Origin of the sequence: Allobosea sp. BK604 (assembly GCF_004341515.1) — a bacterium.
Taxonomy (GTDB): domain Bacteria; phylum Pseudomonadota; class Alphaproteobacteria; order Rhizobiales; family Beijerinckiaceae; genus Allobosea.
Genome location: NZ_SLZF01000007.1, coordinates 418,706 through 440,259 on the forward strand (window position 1 = coordinate 418,706; position 21,554 = coordinate 440,259).

Annotated in this window: 18 protein-coding genes; 14 read left to right on the top strand and 4 right to left on the bottom strand. The window is 66.0% G+C overall.

The window, feature by feature from the left end; genetic code table 11:
- Nucleotide 1 precedes the first annotated feature (1 nt).
- Both EV560_RS36480 and EV560_RS23145 read left to right on the top strand, forming a co-directional pair.
- A complete protein-coding gene (locus EV560_RS36480; protein ID WP_248312162.1) occupies nucleotides 2–1,177 on the top strand; it encodes a PAAR domain-containing protein in 1,176 nt (391 codons plus the stop codon).
- Between the two features lie 38 nt (nucleotides 1,178–1,215).
- The gene (locus tag EV560_RS23145; protein WP_131858171.1) at nucleotides 1,216–1,980 is read left to right on the top strand and encodes a hypothetical protein; all 765 of its coding nucleotides are present in this window, start codon (nucleotides 1,216–1,218) and stop codon (nucleotides 1,978–1,980) included.
- 3 nt (nucleotides 1,981–1,983) lie between these two features.
- On the opposite strand, the gene EV560_RS23150 is transcribed toward EV560_RS23145, so the two are convergent.
- The 4 genes from EV560_RS23150 to EV560_RS23165 all read right to left on the bottom strand — a co-directional run bounded on the left by EV560_RS23150 (nucleotide 1,984) and on the right by EV560_RS23165 (nucleotide 6,508).
- Nucleotides 1,984–2,550 (bottom strand): GNAT family N-acetyltransferase, encoded by a 567-nt coding sequence (locus EV560_RS23150; RefSeq protein ID WP_131858172.1) that lies wholly within the window; start codon nucleotides 2,548–2,550, stop codon nucleotides 1,984–1,986.
- Nucleotides 2,551–2,676: 126 nt separating this feature from the next.
- Nucleotides 2,677–4,074: a type VI secretion system-associated FHA domain protein TagH gene (gene tagH, locus EV560_RS23155; protein ID WP_131858173.1), complete on the bottom strand. Its 1,398-nt coding sequence runs from the start codon at nucleotides 4,072–4,074 to the stop codon at nucleotides 2,677–2,679.
- A gap of 15 nt (nucleotides 4,075–4,089) precedes the next feature.
- Nucleotides 4,090–4,644, bottom strand: coding sequence for a DUF6931 family protein (locus EV560_RS23160; RefSeq protein WP_131858174.1), 555 nt, complete (start codon nucleotides 4,642–4,644; stop codon nucleotides 4,090–4,092).
- Nucleotides 4,645–4,651: 7 nt separating this feature from the next.
- Nucleotides 4,652–6,508, bottom strand: a complete 1,857-nt coding sequence (locus tag EV560_RS23165; protein ID WP_131858175.1) for a type VI secretion system Vgr family protein — start codon at nucleotides 6,506–6,508, stop codon at nucleotides 4,652–4,654.
- Between the two features lie 114 nt (nucleotides 6,509–6,622).
- On the opposite strand from EV560_RS23165, the gene EV560_RS23170 reads away from it, so the two are divergent.
- From EV560_RS23170 to EV560_RS23225, 12 genes are all read left to right on the top strand, one after another.
- Nucleotides 6,623–7,177 (top strand): OmpA family protein, encoded by a 555-nt coding sequence (locus EV560_RS23170; protein WP_248312163.1) that lies wholly within the window; start codon nucleotides 6,623–6,625, stop codon nucleotides 7,175–7,177.
- Between the two features lie 72 nt (nucleotides 7,178–7,249).
- Complete coding sequence (locus EV560_RS23175; protein WP_131858176.1) at nucleotides 7,250–8,632, top strand: type VI secretion system protein TssA; 1,383 nt, start codon at nucleotides 7,250–7,252, stop codon at nucleotides 8,630–8,632.
- Between the two features lie 125 nt (nucleotides 8,633–8,757).
- Complete coding sequence (gene tssB / locus EV560_RS23180; RefSeq protein WP_131858177.1) at nucleotides 8,758–9,309, top strand: type VI secretion system contractile sheath small subunit; 552 nt, start codon at nucleotides 8,758–8,760, stop codon at nucleotides 9,307–9,309.
- 15 nt (nucleotides 9,310–9,324) lie between these two features.
- On the top strand, nucleotides 9,325–10,827 hold the full coding sequence (gene tssC / locus EV560_RS23185; protein ID WP_131858178.1) for a type VI secretion system contractile sheath large subunit: 1,503 nt from the start codon (nucleotides 9,325–9,327) through the stop codon (nucleotides 10,825–10,827).
- 150 nt (nucleotides 10,828–10,977) lie between these two features.
- Nucleotides 10,978–11,463 carry an Hcp family type VI secretion system effector gene (locus EV560_RS23190; protein WP_131858179.1) on the top strand — a complete coding sequence of 162 codons (486 nt, stop codon included), beginning with the start codon at nucleotides 10,978–10,980 and terminating at the stop codon, nucleotides 11,461–11,463.
- A gap of 199 nt (nucleotides 11,464–11,662) precedes the next feature.
- Nucleotides 11,663–12,211 carry a type VI secretion system baseplate subunit TssE gene (locus EV560_RS23195; RefSeq protein ID WP_248312164.1) on the top strand — a complete coding sequence of 183 codons (549 nt, stop codon included), beginning with the start codon at nucleotides 11,663–11,665 and terminating at the stop codon, nucleotides 12,209–12,211.
- A 167-nt stretch (nucleotides 12,212–12,378) separates the two neighbouring features.
- Nucleotides 12,379–14,340: a type VI secretion system baseplate subunit TssF gene (gene tssF / locus EV560_RS23200; RefSeq protein ID WP_131858180.1), complete on the top strand. Its 1,962-nt coding sequence runs from the start codon at nucleotides 12,379–12,381 to the stop codon at nucleotides 14,338–14,340.
- Nucleotides 14,337–15,524 (top strand): type VI secretion system baseplate subunit TssG, encoded by a 1,188-nt coding sequence (gene tssG, locus EV560_RS23205; RefSeq protein WP_348982259.1) that lies wholly within the window; start codon nucleotides 14,337–14,339, stop codon nucleotides 15,522–15,524. The genes tssF and tssG overlap by 4 nt, the downstream gene beginning before the upstream one ends.
- 2 nt (nucleotides 15,525–15,526) lie before the next feature.
- Nucleotides 15,527–18,271: a type VI secretion system ATPase TssH gene (gene tssH / locus EV560_RS23210; RefSeq protein ID WP_131858181.1), complete on the top strand. Its 2,745-nt coding sequence runs from the start codon at nucleotides 15,527–15,529 to the stop codon at nucleotides 18,269–18,271.
- A gap of 57 nt (nucleotides 18,272–18,328) precedes the next feature.
- The gene (locus tag EV560_RS23215) at nucleotides 18,329–19,156 is read left to right on the top strand and encodes a hypothetical protein (RefSeq protein WP_131858182.1); all 828 of its coding nucleotides are present in this window, start codon (nucleotides 18,329–18,331) and stop codon (nucleotides 19,154–19,156) included.
- Between the two features lie 27 nt (nucleotides 19,157–19,183).
- Complete coding sequence (locus EV560_RS23220) at nucleotides 19,184–20,071, top strand: peptidoglycan-binding domain-containing protein (protein WP_131858183.1); 888 nt, start codon at nucleotides 19,184–19,186, stop codon at nucleotides 20,069–20,071.
- A gap of 87 nt (nucleotides 20,072–20,158) precedes the next feature.
- Nucleotides 20,159–21,391: a M23 family metallopeptidase gene (locus tag EV560_RS23225; RefSeq protein WP_131858184.1), complete on the top strand. Its 1,233-nt coding sequence runs from the start codon at nucleotides 20,159–20,161 to the stop codon at nucleotides 21,389–21,391.
- Nucleotides 21,392–21,554: the final 163 nt, after the last annotated feature.

Here is a 21,554-nt window from a genome sequence, read left to right on the forward strand (position 1 = left end):
GATGGCTGGTCTCTCGCCCTCCGACGCCCTGTCGCGGATACCGCCCGGCGCGACGATGGACCAGCTCAAGGCGCTTGCCGGCCAGGTCGCGGCCGACCCGGCCAATGCCGACATCATTCTCTACTCGGCCGTGTCGGACGAGGTCCGCCGGCGCTGCCAGGAGGCGACGGGCTATTCGCTGATCGACGACACGGACCGCGCCGCCTTCCTGTCCGACGAGCGCTTCCTGGTCGCGGTGGCACGTGCCGCGGGCATCACCGTCGCCAATCCCAAGCGCGCCGTGGAAAAGCTGATGCAGGGCGCGCGGCTGCCGGACACTGATCCCGACAAGGCGGCGGCGACTGTGGCCAATGCGGCCATGTTCGGCGTGGAGGGCGACGCGGCTGCGCTGCAGAATTCCTTCTGGGGCGAGGCTTCGCGTGCCTTTGCCGACGCGGCGTCGGGCCAGGTGATCGTGCTGCTCGGGCGCGTCGCGAAGAAGGTGTTCTGGGCGGTCGAACTGCCGGCGCTGCTGGAGGCCGAGGCGGCGGGCAAGCTTCCGGCGACGACGATCAACGGCACCCCGATCGCATCGCTGCCGAAGAACGCCAATGCTGCGTTGGCCGCGATCGCGCCATCGGCCGAGGCCCGCGCCAAGGCCCTGTCCACGCCGCCTCCGAGTGCGGGTGGCGGCGGCGGCGCTGGCCGGGCGGCGGCGCGCATCACCGACCCGGTGCTGCACCCCTTGCCGGGTATCCTTCAACCGGGGCCGGGCAGCCCCAACACGCTGATCGGCAACCTGCTGGCCTGGCGCGGCGTGCCGGCTGCCGCCGCTGCCGCGATCCAGAGCGCCAAGGCGACCTCGGACGCCACGATCAAGACCGCGGAAGCCGCGACGCTCGCCGCTGCCGGCACGCCGGGCGCTCCCGCGGCCAAGGCGGCCGAGGAGACTGCGAAGGCGGCTGCCGCGGCGGCGATGGGCTCGATGATCTCGGGGGCGGCCGGCGGCGCCGATATCCATATCTGCGCAACGCCGCTGCCTCTGCCGCCGCATGGGCCGGGCGTCGTGATCGACGGCTCGCAGACCGTGCTGATCAACGGCCTGCCGGCCTGCCGTATGGGCGACACGATCATCGAGGCTGTCGGCCCGCCCAACAAGATCGTCATGGGCCTGCCGACGGTGCTCATCGGCGGCTGACGCAACCCGCTGGGGAGGGGGCGATGGGAACACGGTACGTGCCTGATCGGGCGGAGGCGGCGATCGAGCGCTTCCGGCATTTGCGGGTGGAACGCTCCAGCTCCGACCCGGCCTCAGCCCTCGGCCATAGCCGGGCCCGCAACGGCCATGTCGTGAAGGTGCTCTGCCATCTCGCGCTGATGCGCGATCCCACGCAACTCGCGCGCCCGCTCTCGGCGCAGCGCAATGTCACCTGCACGGCGGCCGAGCGGCAGTTCTTCAGCGCGCCGGATGGGCTCCAGGCCGCTCATCTCCTGCCGGGCCAGATCAAGATCGATGCGGCCCTGCCCTGGACCTTCCTGCTCGGCCCGCCATCGCGCCGGCTGGAGAACCTGTTCGGCTATGTCGAGCCGCTCCATGCCAACTTCAACAAGGCCGATTCCGCCGCCGAGTCGAACGGCCTGACCGAGGCCTTCGCGGCGACCTGCCGGCAGGTCCTCGTCGGCACCGGCAGCCCCGAGCGCGATATCGAGGCCGCCTATGCCCGCGTCTGGGTGCCGGGAGCGCGCGCGGCCTTCGACGCTGCCGCAATGCAAAAGCGCAGCAAGCCGGTGCCCCCGCCGATCATCTATGGCGAGCCCGGCACTCCCGATTTCGGCAACATCCTCAATCTGGAGGAGCGGGCGGAGGCCTTTGCCGACGAAGCGCTCTGGAATGTCCACGAGCAGCTTAGCGTCCTCGACTATTACCGGGCGAGCCTCGACGACACGCCGCCGGAACTGCGACCGCGCAAGATCGCGGATATCATGAGCGGCGCGGGCTGAGATTCAGCCTTCGCGATTGTCCCAATCGCTGCGCAGCAGCGTCGTGACATGCTCGATCGTTTGCCGTCCGTCGGCCATGCAGCGGCTTGTGACTTCGGCCACGCGCCGATATCCCAATTTGCGCTGCATCGCCCAGGAATCCTCATTGCCGTCGAAATAGCCGTTGACCAGCTTCTTCAGCCCCAGTTCGCAAAAAGCGAAGCGGATCTTGGCCTCGAACGCTTCGCGCCCGTAGCCGCGTCCCTGATAATCGCTGGCGATCCAAATCCCCCCGCCACCCGTCCCGGCCTCCATGTCGATCTTATTGAGACTGACCCCTCCGATCACGCGCCGCTCAGCTCTGAGTTCAATCGCAAATTCATAGGCGGTCGGCCGAATGGTCGTGCTCGAAATCTCCTGGCATCGCCTGATCCAGTTTTGGGCGTCCGACGTCGAATAGGGGTGGGGGACGAAGGCGAGCCACTTCGCGAGCCTGAGATCGTTCAAGCCTCGCGTGAGCGCTTCGATGTCGTCCTCCCTCCAAGCGCGGAGCGTGAGGCCCGACGTTTCGATCTTGGTGCTTTCCGTCACGTTGCCACTCGCCGGGTCTGCGACCTAGAGCATCTTCGAGCGAAGTGGCTACCGGTTCGCGTGAAGAAAATGCGTTAAAACAATAGGTTAGAGAATTTTCGCGATTCGGGGAAACGCGGAAATGCTCTAGCTCTCGCCACGGCCGCCGCGATCGTAGCACTCGGCGAAATAGAGCATGAAGGCATCGACGAGGCCGTCCTCGTAGGGAGCGGTCTTGGCGTCCCAGCGCGCCACATAGGCATCCCACATCTTGCCCTTGCGCGAGCCGATCAGCGCCTCGAGTCCACGATCGGCCGCGACGCTCTCAGCCACCGCCTGCGGGTCGAGATCCTCGACCAGCATGCGCAGCGCATGCTGCATCGCCGAATAGGTCTTGATCTGATGGACCTTCAGGTCCCGGAAGCTCTCGTCGAAGGCCTTCTGCGCGTTGAGATAGCCGCTGGTCGGCCGGCCGAAGATCAGCTGCAGCGCGTCCTCGATCGTCGGCGAGAATTTCAGCGGGTTGTTGTCCTGCGCCTGGATCATCGTCTGGTTGGTGCTGCGGGCGATGCGCTTGCTCTCGGCCCGGGCGGCCAGCAACTGCTTCAGCTCGACCGCGACGAGCCGCATCAGCGAACCGAGCTGCTCGGCGAACGCGCCGGAATCCTGCCAGGCGAGAGCCTCGGGCGGCAGGCCGAGTCCCTTGGCGAAACGCTGCACGAATTCGGCCGGCGAGACCTGGCCGGCCTGCGGCTGCGGTTGCAGCTGAGGCTGCGGGCGCGCGGGTGCCGGAGGAGGCGGCTCGAAGGGCTCCGGCTCCGGCGCCGGGTGCGGGGAAGCAGCTGGCGGATCGTTCCAGGGATCGGCCGCCGCCGGTGCGGAGGCAGGCGGGCGTCGCGGTGTCGGGATCGGCGCGATCGGTTCGGGCTCCGCCACAGGCGGCGGCTGGTAGGGCGCCCAGGCGAAATCATCCGGCTGCTGCGGCTGGAAGGAGGGGGGCGGGCTGGGTTCCGGCACGGATGCGCCCGGCGCCGGGATATCCGCCGCCCAGTCGATGAAGCCGGGATGGACCGGCCGGAGCTTGTTCGGCGGCAGCAGGTCGCGGCGAGGGATCGGCGGCGCCTCGTCGCCGCCGGAATCCCAAAGCGATTCCGGTTGCGGCGCAGGTGCATAGGCAGGCGTATAGGACGGTGTCGGAGTCTCGGCGCTGCCCGCCTCGGCCGGAGCGCCGTCGATCGCGACCGCGATGATGTAATGGCCGATCTCGAGCCGGTCGCCATTCTGCAGCCGATAGGGCGACTGCACGCGATGGCTGCCGCCATTGACAAACGTTCCGTTGGTCGAGACGTCGCGCAGCCAATAGGCATTGTCGCGGAAGCGGATCTCGCAATGCCGGCCGGAGATCGCGCGGGTCGGGTCGGGCAGGCACCAGTCGAGATGCTGGTCGCGGCCGATATCGATGCCGCGCGTTCCGCTCAGCGTCACGCTGAGCGGCCCGCCATCCGGCAGCGCGGCCTCGTTCTCGATGGTCAGCGTCAGCGCCATGATCGAAACCCGCCGCTACGCTCTCGTCTTGCCGCCATCGTCATTGGCCAAACGAATGCACGCTTCGACGCAGCTGCGCAATGCGGCGTCGCGCTGCTCCCGCGGCACCTTGCCGAGCGCACTGAGGATGGCGATGCGCGCCATCTTCGCAGTGAGGTCGGGCGGGCAGGGCACCGCGTGGGTCGCGACCATGCTGCCGCCGGAATAGCCCGCCGCCCAGGCCACCCAGGTCGAGGGCTGCTCGGCATCGCCGGCATCGCCGGCGGCGAGCGCTGCCCGTCGCGTCGTGTCGTCGGGGGCGCGCACCCAGGCCTCGGCGGCGGCGAGCGCCGTATCCTGCGGGCTTGCCGCCTGCAGCGCGCGCAAGCTCTGCACCACCCACCAGACGGTCTCCCGCCGTGGCAGCAGGAAGGCGCAGAAGCTCACCGCATCCTTCGGCTCCGCCCCCTGCACGAGCTTGGCCAGGAAGGCGAGGGGCGGCTCGCTCGTCGGCACTGCCGTGACGAGCTTGAGCGCGGATGGGAAGGCCTCGAAGACCTCTCGTGCCGTCGTGAAGCGCAGCCGCGACATATCCGCCTCAATTGATCTTCACGACTTGGCCGTTGACGATGACGATCGCGTCGCTCAGCACCTGGGTCTTGGCGGTGCTCTTGATCGTGATCGTCGGAGAGCTGATCTCGATGCTGGCCGGCAGCATCCTGATCGTGCTGTCGCCGACCTTCAGGATGATCTCGTCGCTGGCCTCGACATCGAGCTTGCCCTGCTGGATGTCGAGCTTGTCGCTGCCCTTGAGCAGCGTGGTCTCGCGCGAGAAGACATTGCCGACGAAAGCGTCGCCGATCTCGCGGGTCTCGATGTTGCGGATGACGTTCTTGTGGTCCTTCTCGGCATGGATGCCGAGCACCTCATTGTTCGCCTTGTCCTCGAACATGATCTCGTTATAGGCGCCGGTGAAGCCCGCACCGTCGGTCGATTCCGACTTCAGGCCAGACTGCGTCTTGTTCTCCGGCAGCGTGTATGGCGGCATGTGCTGGTCGTTGACAACCGTCCCGGTCACCAGCGGCTCGTCCGGATTGCCCTCGAGGAACTCGACCACGACCTCCTGGCCGATGCGCGGGATGATCTGGCCGCCCCAGTTCTTGCCCGACCAGCGCTGCGCGACGCGGACCCGGCGCGAGGTCGATTCATCCTCGCGATCCCAGTGGAAGCGCAGCAGGATGCAGCCATATTTGTCGACGTCGATATCGCCTTCCTCGCCCTGGTTCTTCTCACCGACGACCTTGGCCGTGTGCGGCCCATAGATCACCGGCCTCGGCGTGATGATCGGCGCGCGGAAGCGGCGCTCGCTTTTCTGCAGCTCGAACGAGCCGTGATAGATGCCCTCGTCGGCGCGCGTCGCCGAGCGGTAGCTCTGGACGCCATAGGCGTGCGTGGCGCGCACCACCAGGTATTCGGCATTCTCGCTGCCGGTCGGGTAATCCGCGAGGGTCATCAGCCCGCCCGGGTGCAGGCTGGGTGCTTCGCCGGCCGCATAGCGTCGGTCGTCATGGGCCTGCACCGCCTGCGCGCGGACCTTGGCGAAGCGCTCGCCATCGCTGCGCTTGGTATAGGCGCCGGGATAGTCGAAGCTCTCGTAGCTCTTGGTCTTCTGGAAGCCCTCTTCGGCCCGGCTGGTCAGGTCGGAGGTCGATTCCTTGAAGTCGTAATCGCGCAGCTCGACCTTGCCCGTGCGCAGCCGCCGCTGCGTCGACCAATGCGTCATGTGCTCGATCACGCGGGGCATCGTGCTGGTCTTCGGCATGAACGGGTAGGCCGTTCCGGCGCCGGCGAAACTCGGTTCGGCCGCGGCCTTGACCGGATCATGCCCGGATTTGGAATCGGCCAGGATCATCGTGTGGTTGGAGTCGGTATGCTTGAAATAATAGTAAATCCCGTATTGCTCCATTAGCCGCAAAACGAATTCCAGGTCGGTTTCCCTGTATTGGACGCAATATTCAACTTCCGCGGGCTTTTCGCTGACTCGGTCCTCGAAGCTCGCCTTGCCTTCCTTCTTGAAGATCTCGCGGATGATGTCGAGCGGTGCCTTGTTCCTGAAAATCCGACAATCGGTCCGTTGCGACAGCAACCAGAGCCAGGGCCGCAGCACAAGCCGGTAAACGTGCAGATCGTAGTCCTGGCCCAGCCATTGCGCGTCGGCGAGGATGCCATTGAAGATTCTCTCCTGGCCATTCTTCAATGTCATGCTGACGAAGCATTTTTCGCCGATCATGCTTTCGAGATCGGCGTTCTCCGTTTTGCTCGTGGCTTCTATTTTATAGGTAAATAGTTCGCTCAAGCCCTCTTCAGCCTCGAACTTGACAAGCGAAAATTTGTCTTTGCCGGCTGATGTCGTGAGCGAGGCAAGTCTTTGGAGTTGTCGGAGCTCGGCGGGCATCAACGGAACCTCATGGCTTGCGGCGAAGGTTTCTTCTTGACGCGGCGGACAAGCGGAGGCATAGTCAAAAGCCTGTGCTCAACAACTGAAGCAAAGCTAAACGGGAGGGAGACCATGCGCAAGCAACCTCGCATCGTCACCACTTTCGCCGTCGTCATGGGGCTGTCTCCGTGGGCTGCAGGGCCCGTCTGGGCGCAGGCCTCGTACAAGGCCGAAGATATCGTCAAACATTTCGGCACGGCCGCGCCGGCGCCGACCATGGGCGTGACGCGGGGGCTCTGCGTCGGCACCGAGGCCGAGTGCAACCGCGCCGGCCATGTCGTGAAGCCGCCCAGCGCCTTCGACCTGGTCGTCAAGTTCAAGTACAATTCGGATGTGCTCGAGCCCGAGGCCAGGCTCAATCTCGATGAGTTCGCCAAGGCCTTGAAAAACCCGCAGCTGGCTAAGAGCAGCTTCCTCGTCGAGGGGCATACCGACGCTGCCGGCACGCCGAACTACAATCAGGAGCTCTCCGAGCGCCGCGCCAAATCGGTCGTCCGTTACCTCAACGAGCAGGGGGTCGACACGTCCAAGCTGCTTGCGCGCGGCTACGGCCAGAGCAAGCCGCTGGTGCCGGATCCGTTCTCCGGCGAGAACCGCCGGGTGGAGACGCGGCTGCGCGTCGAGTGACGGGCTGCCGACGGCGATCATGACATCACCTGCGGGCGGCAAGCCGCCGGGGCAGTGACCGGTAGGGGCGGCATGGCGGCTTTGAATCTCGCTGAGGTGGCGCAGGCGCTCTCGCCGGACGAACCCTGCGGCCCCGATCTCGAATACGATCCGGACTTCATGAACGTCATGGCGCGCCTCGAAGTGGCGCTGCCGAGCGCCTATTTCCGGCGCGACGACGAAGGCCGGCAACTTCCCTTCGACCGGACCACGATCGATTTCGCTGCTGCTTTCGCCGATCTCGGCAAGCTGCTGGCCCGCACCAGGGATTTGCGGGTCTTCGTCCTCGCCGGCAAGCTCGCGCTGCTCAACCGGGACCTTGCCGGCTTTTCCGGCTGCCTCGGCAGCGTCGCCAGCATCCTGTCCGAGCATTGGGACGAAGTTCACCCGAGGCTCGAGGATGGTGATCCGATCATGCGCGCCGTGGCGCTGCAGAGCCTCGACGACATGCCGACCGTCGTCCTGCCGCTCCAGCACGTGCCGCTCTTCACCAGCCGGCGCACCGGTCCGCTCGCCATGCGCAGCCAGCTCGTCGCCAATGGCGATGTCCGGCAGGTCGAAGGGGAGGAGCATCCCGACGCAGGCGCCATCCAGGCCGCGCTGACCGATGCGGATCTGGACGCCCTGATTGCGGTGCTGGGACAGGCCGGAACGATCAAGCAGGCGCTCGCTCAGATCCAGACGCTCTGGATCGAGAAGGCGGGCTATGATCAGGCTGTGAGCTTCCCGCGCCTGTCGGTGCTGGTCGATCAAGTCATCGCCTTTCTCGATGCGGCCGTCAGCCGCCGCGCGCCGGGTCAGGGCGCGGGCCTGGCTTCATCCGCAACGAGCGAGCCTGGCAGCGTGCCTGCGCCGACGGTTGCATCAGACACTGGCTCGGACTGTTCCAGCATCCTTCAAGTGAAGGATGCGCTGGCCTCCTGCCTCGAATATTTCCGGAGGATCGAACCATCGAGCCCGGCCGTTCTGCTGATCGGCCAGGCGCAGCAATTGATCGGCAAATCCTTGCTCGAGGTCATCCAGATCATGTTCCCTGATCATGTCGACAAGGCGGTCATCGAGCTCGGCGGCAACGTGAAGTTCCACCTGCCGCTCGAGCGACTCGCCCAGGGCAATGGTGCCTATGAGGAGCCGGTCGAGGATTACGGATCTGCAGCCGAGGAAGCCGATGACGGCGAGATTCCGGCGGGAGACGAAAGCGCCCCGGCTCCTGCAGCCGCAATGACCCCGGTCGCGACGCGTGCCGAAGCCATTAGCCGGATGAAGGCCGTCGCGGCCTTCTATCGCAAGGTCGAGCCGTCGCATCCGACGCCACTTCTGATGGAAAAAGCCTGCGCTCTCGCGCAGCAGGACTTCCAGTCTCTGCTTGGCGACATCTTGCCCGAGGTCGGTTTCCGGCCCGACAGCGAGAGTTGAACGCCCGGCGAATTCTATAGGAACTGTCAAGCCGTCGACAAAGGTGTATGGTGCACTCGACGTAAGAAGCGCATGATGGCATCGCGCGACTTTGCGTGATGCCGGTTGGAAGGGGGAGCTCTCCAATGGCCGGTGACTCAGGACAACGTTTCATTCGTCGCAACAGGCCGCCGCGGGTCCATATCACGTACGAGGATCCCTATAACGCGGATCAAAAGATCGAGCTTCCCTTCGTCATGGGGGTTATGGCCGATCTTTCGGGCAATGCCTCGGCGGTCGAGAAGGCCGAGATTTCCCAGCGCAAATTCCTCGACATCGACATGGATAATTTCGATCAGCGCATGGCCGCGATCGAGCCGACCGTGTCGTTCAACGTCGCCAACAAGCTCGGCGACAGCGACAACGAGAAGATGTCGGTCCAGCTCAAGTTCAAGAAGTTCGACGACTTCAATCCGGCCACCATCGCCCGCCAGGTTCCCGCCATGGCAAAGCTCCTGGAGGCTCGCGAGCAGCTCGCCAATCTCCTGCGCTTCATGGACGGCAAGATGGCCGCGACCGATCAGGTCAAGGCGCTGCTGGCCGATCCGCGGCTGATGGCTGCGCTCAAGGACAAGCTCGGCGACAAGACGTCCGAGGCGACCACGTCCGAGCCCAAGGCTCAAGACGGCAACAGCTAAGCAAGCGAGGCGGCAATGGCGGAAACCCAGATCCAGCAGCCCGGCGGCGGGGCTGTCGAAACCCGTGACCCCGACGAGTTCGCGTCGGTCCTCAAGCAGAGCTTCAAGCCCAAGACCGAGAGGGCTGCGACCGAGGTCGAGAACGCGCTCTCGACCCTGGTCAACCAGGCCCTGGCCGATTCCACGCTGATCAAGAACGACGTGCTCGACACGATCGAGGAGATGATCGCGCGGCTCGACGCCAAGCTGACCGAGCAGATGAACGAGGTGCTGCACGCGCCGGAATATCAGCAGATCGAGAGCGCCTGGCGCGGGCTGAACTATCTCGTCTTCAACTCCGAGACCGACTCGCAGTTGAAGATCAAGGTGATGAACGTCTCGAAGAACGAGCTCTATCGCAATCTCAAGACCTTCCCCGGCGCGCGCTGGGACCAGAGCCCGCTCTTCAAACAGGTCTACGAGCAGGAATTCGGCCAGCTCGGCGGCCAGCCCTTCGGCTGCCTGGTCGGCGACTATCATTTCAGCCATGTGCCGACCGACGTGCAGCTGCTGCGCGACCTGTCGAAAGTGGCGGCCTCCGCCCATGCGCCCTTCTTCACCGGGGCCGACCCGGCGCTGATGGGCATGGACGCCTGGACCGAGCTCTCCAATCCGCGCGATCTCGGCAAGGTCTTCGACACGCCCGATTACGCGGCCTGGAAGTCGCTGCGCGACGCGGCCGATTCCCGCTATGTCGGCCTGTGCCTGCCGCGCGTGCTTTCGCGCGTGCCCTATGGCGCGAAATCGGAGCCGGTCGAGGAATTCGCCTTCGAGGAGGATACCGACGGGCACAAGGGCGAGAAATACGCCTGGATGAACGCAGCCTATGCCATGGCCGTGAACATCAACCGCGCCTTCAAGGAATATGGCTGGTGCACCCGCATCCGCGGCGTGGAATCGGGCGGCGAGGTGCTGAACCTGCCCACCCATACCTTCCCGACCGATGATGGCGGCATCGACCTGAAATGCCCGACCGAGATCGCGATCAGCGACCGCCGCGAGGCCGAGCTGGCGAAATCGGGCCTGATCCCGCTGGTCCACCGCAAGAACACCGATCGGGCCGCCTTCATCGGCGCCCAGTCGCTCTACAAGCCGAAGGCCTTCTCTGGGCCGGACGGCGTGGCGGCGACGGCCTCGGACAATCTGTCCTCGCGCCTGCCCTACATGTTCGCCGTCTCGCGCTTCGCGCATTACCTGAAATGCATGGTGCGCGACAAGATCGGCTCCTATCGCGAGAAGGAGCCGCTGCGGCGCTGGCTGCAGGAATGGATCACCGACTATATCGACGGCGATCCGCTCGGCTCCAGCGAGGAGACCAAGGCACGGCGCCCGCTCGCCGACGCGCGCATCGATGTCTTCGAGGACGAGGAAAACCCAGGATATTATTCGGCTAAATTTTATCTCCGGCCGCATTTCCAGCTCGAGGGCATGGATATCGGCATGAGCCTCGTTTCGCGCCTGCCCGCGCCAAAGCAATAGCCCGTTTTGGGCTCGACCAGGGGCAGGAGGACGGCTGGCCCTCCTGCATATTGATGACGACGCCGCTGCACATAGGCGGCAAAGTCCAGGTCAAGTCAGTTCATCAGTTGAAAATTCGAAATCTTTTGAATCCCAACTTCGGAGGGCATCATGGCGAGCGACTATCTGCTTGAGATTGACGGTATCGAAGGCGAAAGCAACGATTCCAAGCACAAGAATACCATCGAGATCCAGTCGTTCTCCTGGGGGGCGAGCAATCCTGGTTCGGCGGCCGCGGGCGGCGGCGGCGGCGCCGGCAAGGTCAGCTTCCAGGACCTGCACTTCACCTCGTCGGTGAACAAGTCCTCCCCCAAGCTCATGCTGCATGCAGCGAACGGCAAGCACCTCAAGAAGGCCGTTCTCTTCGTCCGCAAGCACGGCGGCAAGCAGGAGGAGTTCTATACGATCACGCTCGAGGACCTGATCGTCTCGAGCTACCAGTCCGGCGGCAGCGAGGGCTCGGGCGCCCTCCCGGTCGACCAGTTCTCGCTGAACTACGCCAAGATCAAGTTCGAGTACAAGCCACAGAAGGAAGACGGCTCGCTCGGCGGCGCGATCGAAGGCAACTGGAACATGAAGACGAACGCAGAGAAGTGAGGCCGGAGCGGCCGGGCCGTCGCCGCGACTGGAGCGTGGCGCCGGGATCCGGCAACCGGCAGCGACATCGCAGTGGCGGGGCCCTCGCGGGCCCCGCCGCCGCAGGTGGGCCGGGTTCGGCCGATGCTTTGCCTGTCTGTCGTGCGGACCGCATTTGACGACCGGCTTCGTCCGAGTTCGCCTTTTGTGGAGAGGCAAGATGATCGAGCGGGGAAACAAGAACAGGCTGCGCCCGCCGCTCATGTTCGCCTTTCGCGAGGCGCATCGGAACAAGGATGCCAGGACGGCGCTCGACCTGCGCGATGAGGGCGGCGAGCGCATCATCGCCAGCCGCCGCGCCGCACCACGTGCCGCGATCACCGAGCCGAAACTGCGCCGGGAGATCGCGATCGACCTCGACGCGCTGGTGAACACGATCAATCTCGCCTCTGCGATCGATCTGTCTCGCCACGAGCACGTCGCGCGCTCCGTGCTCAATCACGGCTTCCCGGATCTCTCCAAGCTCTCGATCGACGAACACCGCGTCAACGTGATCAAGGACGATCTTGCGGCCGTGCTGATCCGTTACGAGCCGCGGCTGATCAAGCAATCCATTGCGGTCGAGCGCGACGAGACCCTCGACAGGGCGGAGCTGAAGATCCGCTTCATCGTGCGGGCCGATCTCAACTGCGAGCCGCTCAACGTGCCCGTTCAGTTTGTCGCCGATGTCGAGCTCGATACCGGCAAGATCGCGATCAAGAACTCCTGACAGAACCTGGGATGGCCGCAGATGGGCTTTGGAAGAGACGGATGCCGGGAGAAGCGTACAGGCGATGCCGCTGGCATCGGCAGGCGCTTCGACGCCGCGGGCGTCCTTCCAAAGCCCATCTGCGGCCATCCCAGGTTCTGTTGTGAGCTCCAAGGCGGCTGACGCAGATGAATCAGGAATTCCTGGACTTCTACAATCAAGAGCTGCGGCTCTTCATGGAGCATACCAAGGAATTCGCGGAGGAATATCCGGGGATCGCCGAGCGGCTCGGCGGGCTGGTCGGCGACCGCATGGACCCGATGGTCGGCGGGTTGCTCGAGGGCGCAGCCTTCCTCGCCGCGCGCGTCCAGCTCAAGCTGAAGCACGAATTCCCGGAATTCACCAATAACCTGCTCGAGCAGCTCATTCCGAACTATCTCGCGCCGACGCCCTCCGCGCTCCTCGCCGGCGTCAGGCCGACCTTCGGCGATCCAGCCCTGCGTGAGGGTACGCGTATTCCCCGCGGCTCCTATCTCGACGCGACCTATCTCGAGCGTGACCGGCGCGTCGCCTGCCGCTACCGGCTCGGCTCGGACCTGATGCTCTGGCCCTTCGATCTCGTCGCTGCCGAATACATTCCCGCGCCCGGTCCGCTCCAGGCACTCGGTCTTCACACTGGCGCGCGTGTCCTGTCGGGCCTGCGCCTGTCGCTGACGCATCGCACCGTCGCCAATGCCGAGGAGGAGCCCACGGCCGCGCAGGCTGCCAAACAGCCGACGAGCTGGTTCGCCGGCTGCCGCACCAGGGAGCTGAAGCTGCACCTGCTCGGCGCGGAGGCCGATGCGATCGCGCTTTACGAGCAGCTCTTCTCCGATTGCGTCGGGGTCTATTTCCGCCATCTCGATGCTTTCGGCGATCCGGTCATCACCTCCGCGGCCGAGTGCCGGCTGGAACAGATCGGCTTCGACGAGGACGAGGCCTTGCTCCCGGCCGACACCCGCGTCTTCCGTGGCTTCGAGCTGCTGCGCGAGCTGTTCTGGTTCCCGCGCAAATTCCTCGGCTTCAAGCTTGCAGGCCTCGCCGGGATCATGCCGCAGCTCAAGGCGAAGTCGGTCGACATCATCTTCGTCTTCGACGAGGTCAATGCCCGGCTCACGGCTGCCGTGCAGCGCGACATGTTCTCGCTCTATGCAGCGCCGGCCGTGAACCTGTTCGAGAAGACGGCCGACCGCATCCCCGTGCGCAGCAACCAGCACGAATATCATCTCATCCCGGATCGCGGCCGCTATCTCGACTACGAGCCGCACAGCATCCTCGACGTCTACGCGCATTACGTCGGCGGGCGCGAAAAGCAGCCGGTCCACCCGCTCTATTCCGCGCCGGAAGGGGCCTCGCCGACGCAGGGCCTGCTCTACACCCAGCGCCGCCTGCCACGCCGCCGCTCGGCTGCCGAGCGGCGCTATGGCCGTGCCTCTGACTATACCGGCACCGACATGTTCATATCGCTGGTCGAGCCGGCCGGGATCGACGATGCCAGCTCCGTCGCCGAGCTCAGCGTGCGGGCGCTCTGCTCAAACCGCCATCTCCCCGAGCATTTGCCGACCGGCGCGGGCGGCGCCGATTTCCGGCTGATCGACAATGTCGTGCTCGACGTCAGCTGCCTCGCCGGGCCGACACCGCCGCGCGAGCCGATCGTCTCGCAGCTCAAGCTGCGCGCGGAGACGGCGAGCACGGGCGTCGTCACCTGGCGGCTCATCAACCTGCTCAGTCTCAACCAGCTCGGCCTGGTCCAGCGCGGCGCCGGGCAGAATGCCGAGGCCCTGCGCGAGATGCTCGCGCTCTTCGCCGATCTCGCCGACAGCGCCACCGAGCGCCGCATTCGCGGCATCAGGAGCGTCGACAGCCGGCCGGTGATCCGCCGCTTTCCGCAACGGGCCGGCACGGGGGCGGCGCGGGGGCTCGAGGTCGCGGTCACGCTCGACGAGAAGGCCTTCGAGGGCAGCGGGGTCTTCCTGCTCGGCGCGGTGCTCGACCGCTTCCTTGCCGAATACGCCGCGATGAACCATTTCACCCAGACCGTGATCCGCACGGTCGAGCGCGGCGAGGTCATGCGCTGGCCGCCGCGCGCCGGCGCGAGGCGTATCCTGTGACCGGCGAACCCGCCTTCCAGGACGCGGCTGTCCTGCCGGATCAGCCTGTGCCGCAGCCGCAGCCGCAGCCGGAGCCGCTGCCGCAGCTGGAGGGCTCCTTGCAGAAAGAGCCGAGCTTTGCCGCGCGGCTGCAGAACGAGCCCTGGCGCTTCGATTTCTACGCCACGCTCCGACGGATCGAGCGCAGCTTTCCCGAGCGTGCCCGCATCGGCGACGCGGCGGCGCGGCGCGATGAGTATCTCGCCCTCGGCGAACCGGCCTATATGGAATTCCCGGCCTCGACCATCGCCGAGGCGGACCACGACCCACAGGGACGCCTGCGCCTTCTGGTCAAGTTCCTCGGCCTGCTCGGACCGCAAGGCGCGCTGCCGCTGAGCACCACCGAGGAAACCTATCACTGGCAGCTCGAGCGGGACGATGCCTTCCCGCGCTTCCTCGATATCCTGAACCACCGTTTCCTGCAGCTCTTCTACCGGGCCTGGGCCGATTCCCGTCCGATCGCCCAGCATGACCGGCCGGAGATCGACCGCTTCGCCGCCTATATCGGCAGCATGATCGGCCTCGGCTCGAAGCCCTATCTGGGCCTGGATGCCGTGCCCGACCCTGAAAAGCTCGCCCATGCCGGCCTGATCGGCGCGCAGGCCAAATCCGCTTCGCGCCTGCGCAGCTTCCTTGCCGGCCTGTTCGAGGCGCAGGTCGATATCGAGCAGTTCATCGGCATGCGGCTGGTCTTTGATCCGGCGGACCGCACCCGGCTCGGCCATGGCCATTGCACGCTCGGCGGCGACGCGCTCGTCGGCGCCAGCGTCTACAGCGTCGAGGACAAGTTCCGCGTCCGCATCGTCGCCCGCGACATGGAGCAGTTCCGCCGCTTCCTGCCCAATGGCGACCTGTGCGAGCCGCTGTCCGATGCCGTGTTCTATTATCTGGGCGAGCAGTTCGAATGGGATGTCGAGCTTGCTTTACCGGTGAGTGAGGTTGAGCCTGTCCGGCTCGGCGGCTTCGGCAATCTCGGCTGGACTAGCTGGATGGCACCGAACTGGGGCGAGGCGAAGGGCGCCTTGCGCCGCGACGCGCGCTTCCATCCGGCCGAGCGCATGCGTGAGAAGCGCGCCAATCAAGGCAAGAGCGGCAAGCAGCCAAAGACCGGAAAACCGTCGCCGACCGGGAACCGAAAGGGGTAGCCATGGCCGATATCAGCCTCGAAGCCGTCACAGGCAAGCTCAACCGGGTCGGCTATGAAGCCTTCATCCAGGCCCTCAGGCAGGCCAAGGGCGCCGGCAACCGCAATGTCGAGCTCGCCCATTGGCTTGCGCAGATCCTGCTCCGGCGCTCGACCGATATCGGCCTGACCGCGGCCCATTACGGGCTGGATATGGGCCGGCTCGCCAGCGATATCGGTGGCGTCATCGACGGCTTCCGCAAGAACGAGACGGAGATGCCGGGCGTCGCCAACAATGTGGTCGATGTGCTCGACCGCGGCTGGCACTACGCCACGCTCTTCTTCGGCGAGACGCAGATCCGGACCGGGCATGTCCTGGTCGCGGCGCTGAAATCGCTCGAGTTGCGCCGTGCGTTGACCGCGATCTCCAAGGAATTCGGCAAGATCCCCGTCGACGAGCTCGCGATCGGCTATGCCAAGATCTGGGAAGGCTCTGAGGAAGAGAACCTGCGCCCGATGGACGGCTCGGGCCTGCGCGCTGCCGGAACGCCGGGTGCAGAACAGGCCGAGGGGCCGAAGGGCACGACGGCGCTCGACCGCTTCTCGCAGGACCTCACCGTCAAGGCGCGCTCGGGCACGATGGACCCGATCCTTGGCCGCGACGACGAGATCCGCCAGGTCATCGACGTGCTGATGCGCCGGCGCCAGAACAACCCGATTCTCACCGGTGAGGCCGGCGTCGGCAAGACCGCGATCGCCGAGGGTTTTGCCCAGCGCGTCGCCTCGGGCGACGTGCCGCCGCCGCTCCGCGGCGTGCGCGTCTGCGCCCTCGATATCGGCCTGATGCAGGCCGGCGCCTCGATGAAGGGCGAGTTCGAGCAGCGCCTGCGCTCGGTCATCGACGAGGTCCAGTCCTCGCCGACCCCGGTCATCCTGTTCATCGACGAGGCGCATACGCTGATCGGCGCCGGTGGCCAGGCCGGCACCGGCGATGCAGCCAACCTGCTCAAGCCTGCTCTTGCGCGCGGCACCTTGCGCACCATCGCGGCGACGACATGGTCCGAGTACCGCCAGTATTTCGAGAAGGACCCGGCACTAACCCGACGCTTCCAGCCGGTCCAGGTCGACGAGCCCGATATCGCCCGCTGCTGCACCATGCTGCGCGGGCTGATTGCGCCGATGGAGAAGCACCACAAGGTCCGCATCTCCGACGCCGCGATCGTCGCGGCGGTTCAGCTCTCGCACCGCTACATCCCGGCCCGGCAGCTTCCGGACAAGGCGGTCAGCCTGCTCGACACCGCCTGCGCCCGCGTCGCGATCAGCCAGAGCGCGACGCCCGCCGCGATCGAGGATGCGCGCGTCGGCATCTCCGCGCTGGAGCAGGAACGGGTGGCGCTGACCGCCGATGAGGATCTCGGCAGCAGCACGGCCGAGCGCGTGAAGGAGATCGATGCCGAGATCGCCGAGCGCAAGGAGAAGCTCGAGGAGCTGGAGCAGGCCTGGGCCTCGGAGCTCGCGCTGGTCGAGGAGATCAAGACGCTGCGCGCCAGGCTCGGAGAGCCGGCGGCCGGCGACAAGGGCAATGGCGCCCAGGCTGAAGCGGCTGGCGAGCCCGAAGCGGTTGGCGAGGCCGAAGCAGCCGACGAGGCGCCGGTCGCGCCCGTCGCGCCCGAGGCCGATCCCGCTGCGACCCGCGCCACGCTGGGGGAAAAGTTCCAGACGCTCGGCGAAATCGATCCGGCCAACCGGATGATCTATGCCCATGTCGATGAGCAGTCGGTCGCCTCCGTCGTCTCGGATTGGACCGGCATTCCGGTCGGCCGCATGGTCAAGGACGAGATCGAGACCGTGCTCAACCTCGCCGATGTGCTGAACAAGCGCGTCGTCGGCCAGGGGCACGGCATCTCGATGATCGCCAAGCGCATCGAGACCAGCCGTGCCAGGCTCGACAACCCGAACAAGCCGATCGGCGTCTTCATGCTTTGCGGCCCTTCCGGCGTCGGCAAGACCGAGACGGCCCTGGCGCTGGCCGAGGCGCTCTATGGCGGCGAGCAGAACGTCATCACCATCAACATGAGCGAGTTCCAGGAGGCTCACACGGTCTCGACGCTGAAGGGCGCGCCTCCCGGCTATGTCGGCTATGGCGAGGGCGGCAGGCTGACCGAGGCGGTCAGGCGCAAGCCCTATTCGGTCGTGCTGCTGGACGAGGTCGAGAAGGCCCATCCCGATGTGCACGAACTGTTCTTCCAGGTCTTCGACAAGGGCCAGATGGAGGACGGCACCGGCCGGCGGATCGACTTCAAGAACACGCTGATCATCCTGACCTCTAATGTCGGCACCGACGAGATCATGCACATGGCCGGCAAGCCGGAGAGCCGGCCGGACTCGGAGGAGCTTGCCGTCGCGTTGCGTCCGGCGCTGCTCAAGGTCTTCCCGCCGGCACTGATCGGCCGCCTGGTGACGATCCCCTATTACCCGCTCTCGCCCGAGATGCTCGGCGGCATCGTCCGCCTTCAGCTCGGCCGCATCGGCAAGCGCCTGCGCGACAACCACAACGCCGCCTTCAGCTATGACGACGCGGTGGTCGAGCACATCGTGGCGCGCTGCAACGACCCGGATTCGGGCGGGCGCATGATCGACAACATCATCACCAACTCGATGCTGCCGGCGCTCTCGCGTCAGATCCTCAATCTCCAGCTCGAGAAGAAACCGTTGACCGAGGCGAGCGTCGCCGTCGTCGACGGCCAGTTCGAGTATCGCTGCGCCTGAGGCGCCCCCTCCGGGGGCGTTCATCGGGTTGATTTGTCTAGGCCGTCGGAGGCGGAGATGGCGACGATAACGGTCAAGCCCAAGGATCTGGTTGATGGCTTCGAGGCAGCCGGTGGCGGCAACATGCCCTGGCAGCTGATCGAGCGCGGCGGCGCGCGCGGCCTGATCGTCGGCGGCGCTGGTGATATCGACTTCCAGGTCTTCGCCGCGAATGGCGATTCGCGTGGGCTGGTGGTCGCGGAGGTCGAGCTCTACGGCATGCCCCACCGCGAGATCTGGCTGCAGGGGCACAAGCAGGGGCTCTACACGCTGAACTTCGTCAGCCGCACCTCCGGCGCGGTCGTCTTCTTCATGGGCGTCGACGTCGTGAACGAGGTCGAGGTCGTGGCGGCGTTCTACTACCTGCCGGGCGTGCGCAAGAAATTCAACGTCGAGCAGATCGTCAAGAAGGTGAACGCCATCTGGAACCGCAGCGCCAATGTCACGATCAAGAGCCTCGGCATGTTCGACGAGGGGCTGGGACAAAGGCTCGACATCAACGATCCCGAGATCTCGCTGAACAATACCAAGCACCTCTCGGCGCTGATCGACTACGGCAACCACGCCTCCGCCAACTGGCACGTCTATCTCGGCTGGGGCGTGCAGGGGAACATCCCCGGCGAGACTCTCGGCAGCCGCACCATCATCGATACCGTCAGGCGCAAGGAGACGGAACTCGCCTTCGTCTCCCACACCATCGCTCACGAGCTGGGGCACCGCATCTGCCGCGCCCCACCCTCGCACGACACGCAGACGGGCGACCTCATGCTCGAGAAGACCAGGGATGGGACCAACAACAAGATCCGCCGCCCGCGCGTCAGGCTGGTCAACCGGCCGACGCCGTAACCCGCACTCCAGACAAGGAGCTGGCACATGGCTCTGAAATCACCGCGTTTCGCCTCTAATAGCCGCCTTCAGCAGGCGGCCACCAATACGGCGCCGATCAGGCGCGGCTCGACCGGACCACATGTCGCGATCGTCCAGAAAGCCTTCATCGATCTCGGCCTCGCCATGGCGATCACCACCAAGAAGGGCGCGCCCGACGGAATCTTTGGCGGTGAGACGGAAAGCCGGGTCTGGCAATTCCAGGCCAGGACCGGCCTCACCAAGGACGGCGTCATTGGCCGCGAGACCATGACGAAGCTGGACGAATTGCTGCCGACCAACGATCCGCCGCTGAAGCCGCTGCCGACGCCGGTGATGACCCACAAGATCAATGTCCATATGCGCTCGATCGACAATCCCGTGGTGCCGGAATTCACCCAGCTCAACGTGATGAAGGAGGTCTTCGCGCAATACATGATCGACGTGGTGATGATGTCCGGCGAGAGCATCGGCCTCCAGCCGGGCGAGCAGCTCACGCTCAACGTCGTCGACGGCGATTGCGAATGGGACCAGGTCTCCGACGAGCAGAAGCTGCTGCAGAATTCCGGCAGCAAGCAGAATGTCGGCGTGAACGACATCACCGTCTATTTCGCCACGGTCCTGCGCGAGAAGAACGGCAGCACCTTGCAGGGCTGCGCCGGCCATGCGCCGGACCGCCCGGCCGTGATGATCGCGGCCTCCGCCATCGACAGGACGACCATGGCGCATGAGGTCTGTCACGCCCTGCTCGGCTCGACCTTCCGGCCGGTCCATACCGGCGACAGCGCCAACCTGATGTGCGAGGCCGCTGTCTGCACCGGCCAGCCGGCCTACCTGACGGTTGCGCAGCTCAACCGGCTCTTCGCCAGCAAGCTGGTCCAGAAGCTGCCGGCCTAGGGGCTGTCTGTCATGCAACCCGCCCGGCTGAAGAAACGCCCTGACGAGTCACCGGCGGGATCGCTCCGGCCCGAGCCCGGCAGGCGCGTGCGACGCAGGGGACGCCTGCTGCGGCGGGTTGCACGGTTCCTCTTCATCATCCTCTGCCTCGTCGCTCTGCCATGGGCAGGGCTCGCGACCTGGTGGCTCTATCAGGAGCGGGGGGCGATCGCCACGCTGCGCGAGGAGCAGGCCTTTCTGCAGAAGAGCTACGAAGAGCGGCTGCGCGTGATGACGCGCAGGCTGGTCAGCGCCGTCGCCACCCAGCAAGGCGGCCAGGCGCAGGGCTCGATCGGGGAGGGCGCCGACGACCGCCTTGCGGATCTGATCGCGCGGCAGGTCGAGCTCGAAACGCGCCAGACCCTGCTCGGCGGCCTGACCGGGCAGGCCATCGCGCCGGTCCTGCCCGGCGGCGGTGCGCAGGCCCCGGCGGGCGGCGTCGATTTCGCGGCGGGCGAGGCGCTCCTGGAGCGGCTCGATCCGACCCGCTCCACGCCGCAGCGCCGCCAGATCGCGGCGCTCAACCGCGCCGGCGAGAAGCTGCCCCTGCAGGAGCGGCTCGGGGTGCTCGAGCAATCGCTCGGCCGTGTCGACGCCGAGCAGGGCCGTCAGCTGTCCGCGCTCGGCCGCCATCTCGTCGTGCGGGTGCAGGCGATCCGCGGCGCGCTTTCGGAACTCGGTCTCGACGTCGCCAAGGTCAAGCTGCCGCCGGCCCAATCCGCGATGGGCGGCCCGCTCGTGCCGCTTTCGGCCGCCCAGCGTCCCGGCAGCTTCGAATACGGGCTGAAGCAGCTCGACGAGGCCAGGCGCGCCTATGGCCGCTGGCGCGATCTCGCGACCATCGTGCCGCTGCAGCGCCCGCTCGATGGCGACGATACGACCACCAGCAATTTCGGCACGCGCACCGATCCCTTCACCGGCGCCCCGACCATGCATGCCGGCATGGATTTCCGGGCCGAGACCGGCACGCCGGTGCGCGCGCCCGGCGCCGGCAAGGTGCTGCGGGCCGAGGTCGCCGGCGGCTATGGCAACCTGATCGAGCTCGACCATGGCAATGGCCTGACGACCCGCTACGGCCACCTGACCTCCTTCGACGTGAAGCCGGGCCAGATCGTCGCCGCCGGCACGGTCATCGGCCGCGTCGGCTCGACCGGGCGCTCGACCGGCCCGCACCTGCACTACGAGACGCGGCTCGACGACGACGCGCAGAACCCACTGAAATTCATCCAGGTCGGCGCCAGGCTGTCGCAGGGACTCACCGTCAACGCGGCGCAACGCTGAGGGCGACCTCCGCAGCCGTCATTGCGAGCGTAAGCGAAGCAACCCAGGGGGACGTAGAGCTCTGCCGCCCCTGGCGACTGTGTCTGACGTCAAGTCTTGGAGGGCGGTTTGTCTTGCCATGGCCTGTTCTGGCGGGCCATTGAGCTGAGGGCGACGAGAAGCT

Coding starts and splice junctions, on each gene's coding strand:
- tssB (WP_131858177.1), top strand. CDS start 8,758: ATGGCCGGTGACTCAGGACAACGTTTCATTCGTCGCAACAGGCCGCCG.
- EV560_RS23215 (WP_131858182.1), top strand. CDS start 18,329: ATGGCGACGATAACGGTCAAGCCCAAGGATCTGGTTGATGGCTTCGAG.
- EV560_RS23220 (WP_131858183.1), top strand. CDS start 19,184: ATGGCTCTGAAATCACCGCGTTTCGCCTCTAATAGCCGCCTTCAGCAG.
- tssC (WP_131858178.1), top strand. CDS start 9,325: ATGGCGGAAACCCAGATCCAGCAGCCCGGCGGCGGGGCTGTCGAAACC.
- EV560_RS23175 (WP_131858176.1), top strand. CDS start 7,250: ATGGCGGCTTTGAATCTCGCTGAGGTGGCGCAGGCGCTCTCGCCGGAC.
- EV560_RS23160 (WP_131858174.1), bottom strand. CDS start 4,644: ATGTCGCGGCTGCGCTTCACGACGGCACGAGAGGTCTTCGAGGCCTTC.
- tssF (WP_131858180.1), top strand. CDS start 12,379: ATGAATCAGGAATTCCTGGACTTCTACAATCAAGAGCTGCGGCTCTTC.
- EV560_RS23195 (WP_248312164.1), top strand. CDS start 11,663: ATGATCGAGCGGGGAAACAAGAACAGGCTGCGCCCGCCGCTCATGTTC.
- tagH (WP_131858173.1), bottom strand. CDS start 4,074: ATGGCGCTGACGCTGACCATCGAGAACGAGGCCGCGCTGCCGGATGGC.
- EV560_RS36480 (WP_248312162.1), top strand. CDS start 2: ATGGCTGGTCTCTCGCCCTCCGACGCCCTGTCGCGGATACCGCCCGGC.
- tssH (WP_131858181.1), top strand. CDS start 15,527: ATGGCCGATATCAGCCTCGAAGCCGTCACAGGCAAGCTCAACCGGGTC.
- EV560_RS23170 (WP_248312163.1), top strand. CDS start 6,623: ATGCGCAAGCAACCTCGCATCGTCACCACTTTCGCCGTCGTCATGGGG.
- EV560_RS23165 (WP_131858175.1), bottom strand. CDS start 6,508: ATGCCCGCCGAGCTCCGACAACTCCAAAGACTTGCCTCGCTCACGACA.
- EV560_RS23190 (WP_131858179.1), top strand. CDS start 10,978: ATGGCGAGCGACTATCTGCTTGAGATTGACGGTATCGAAGGCGAAAGC.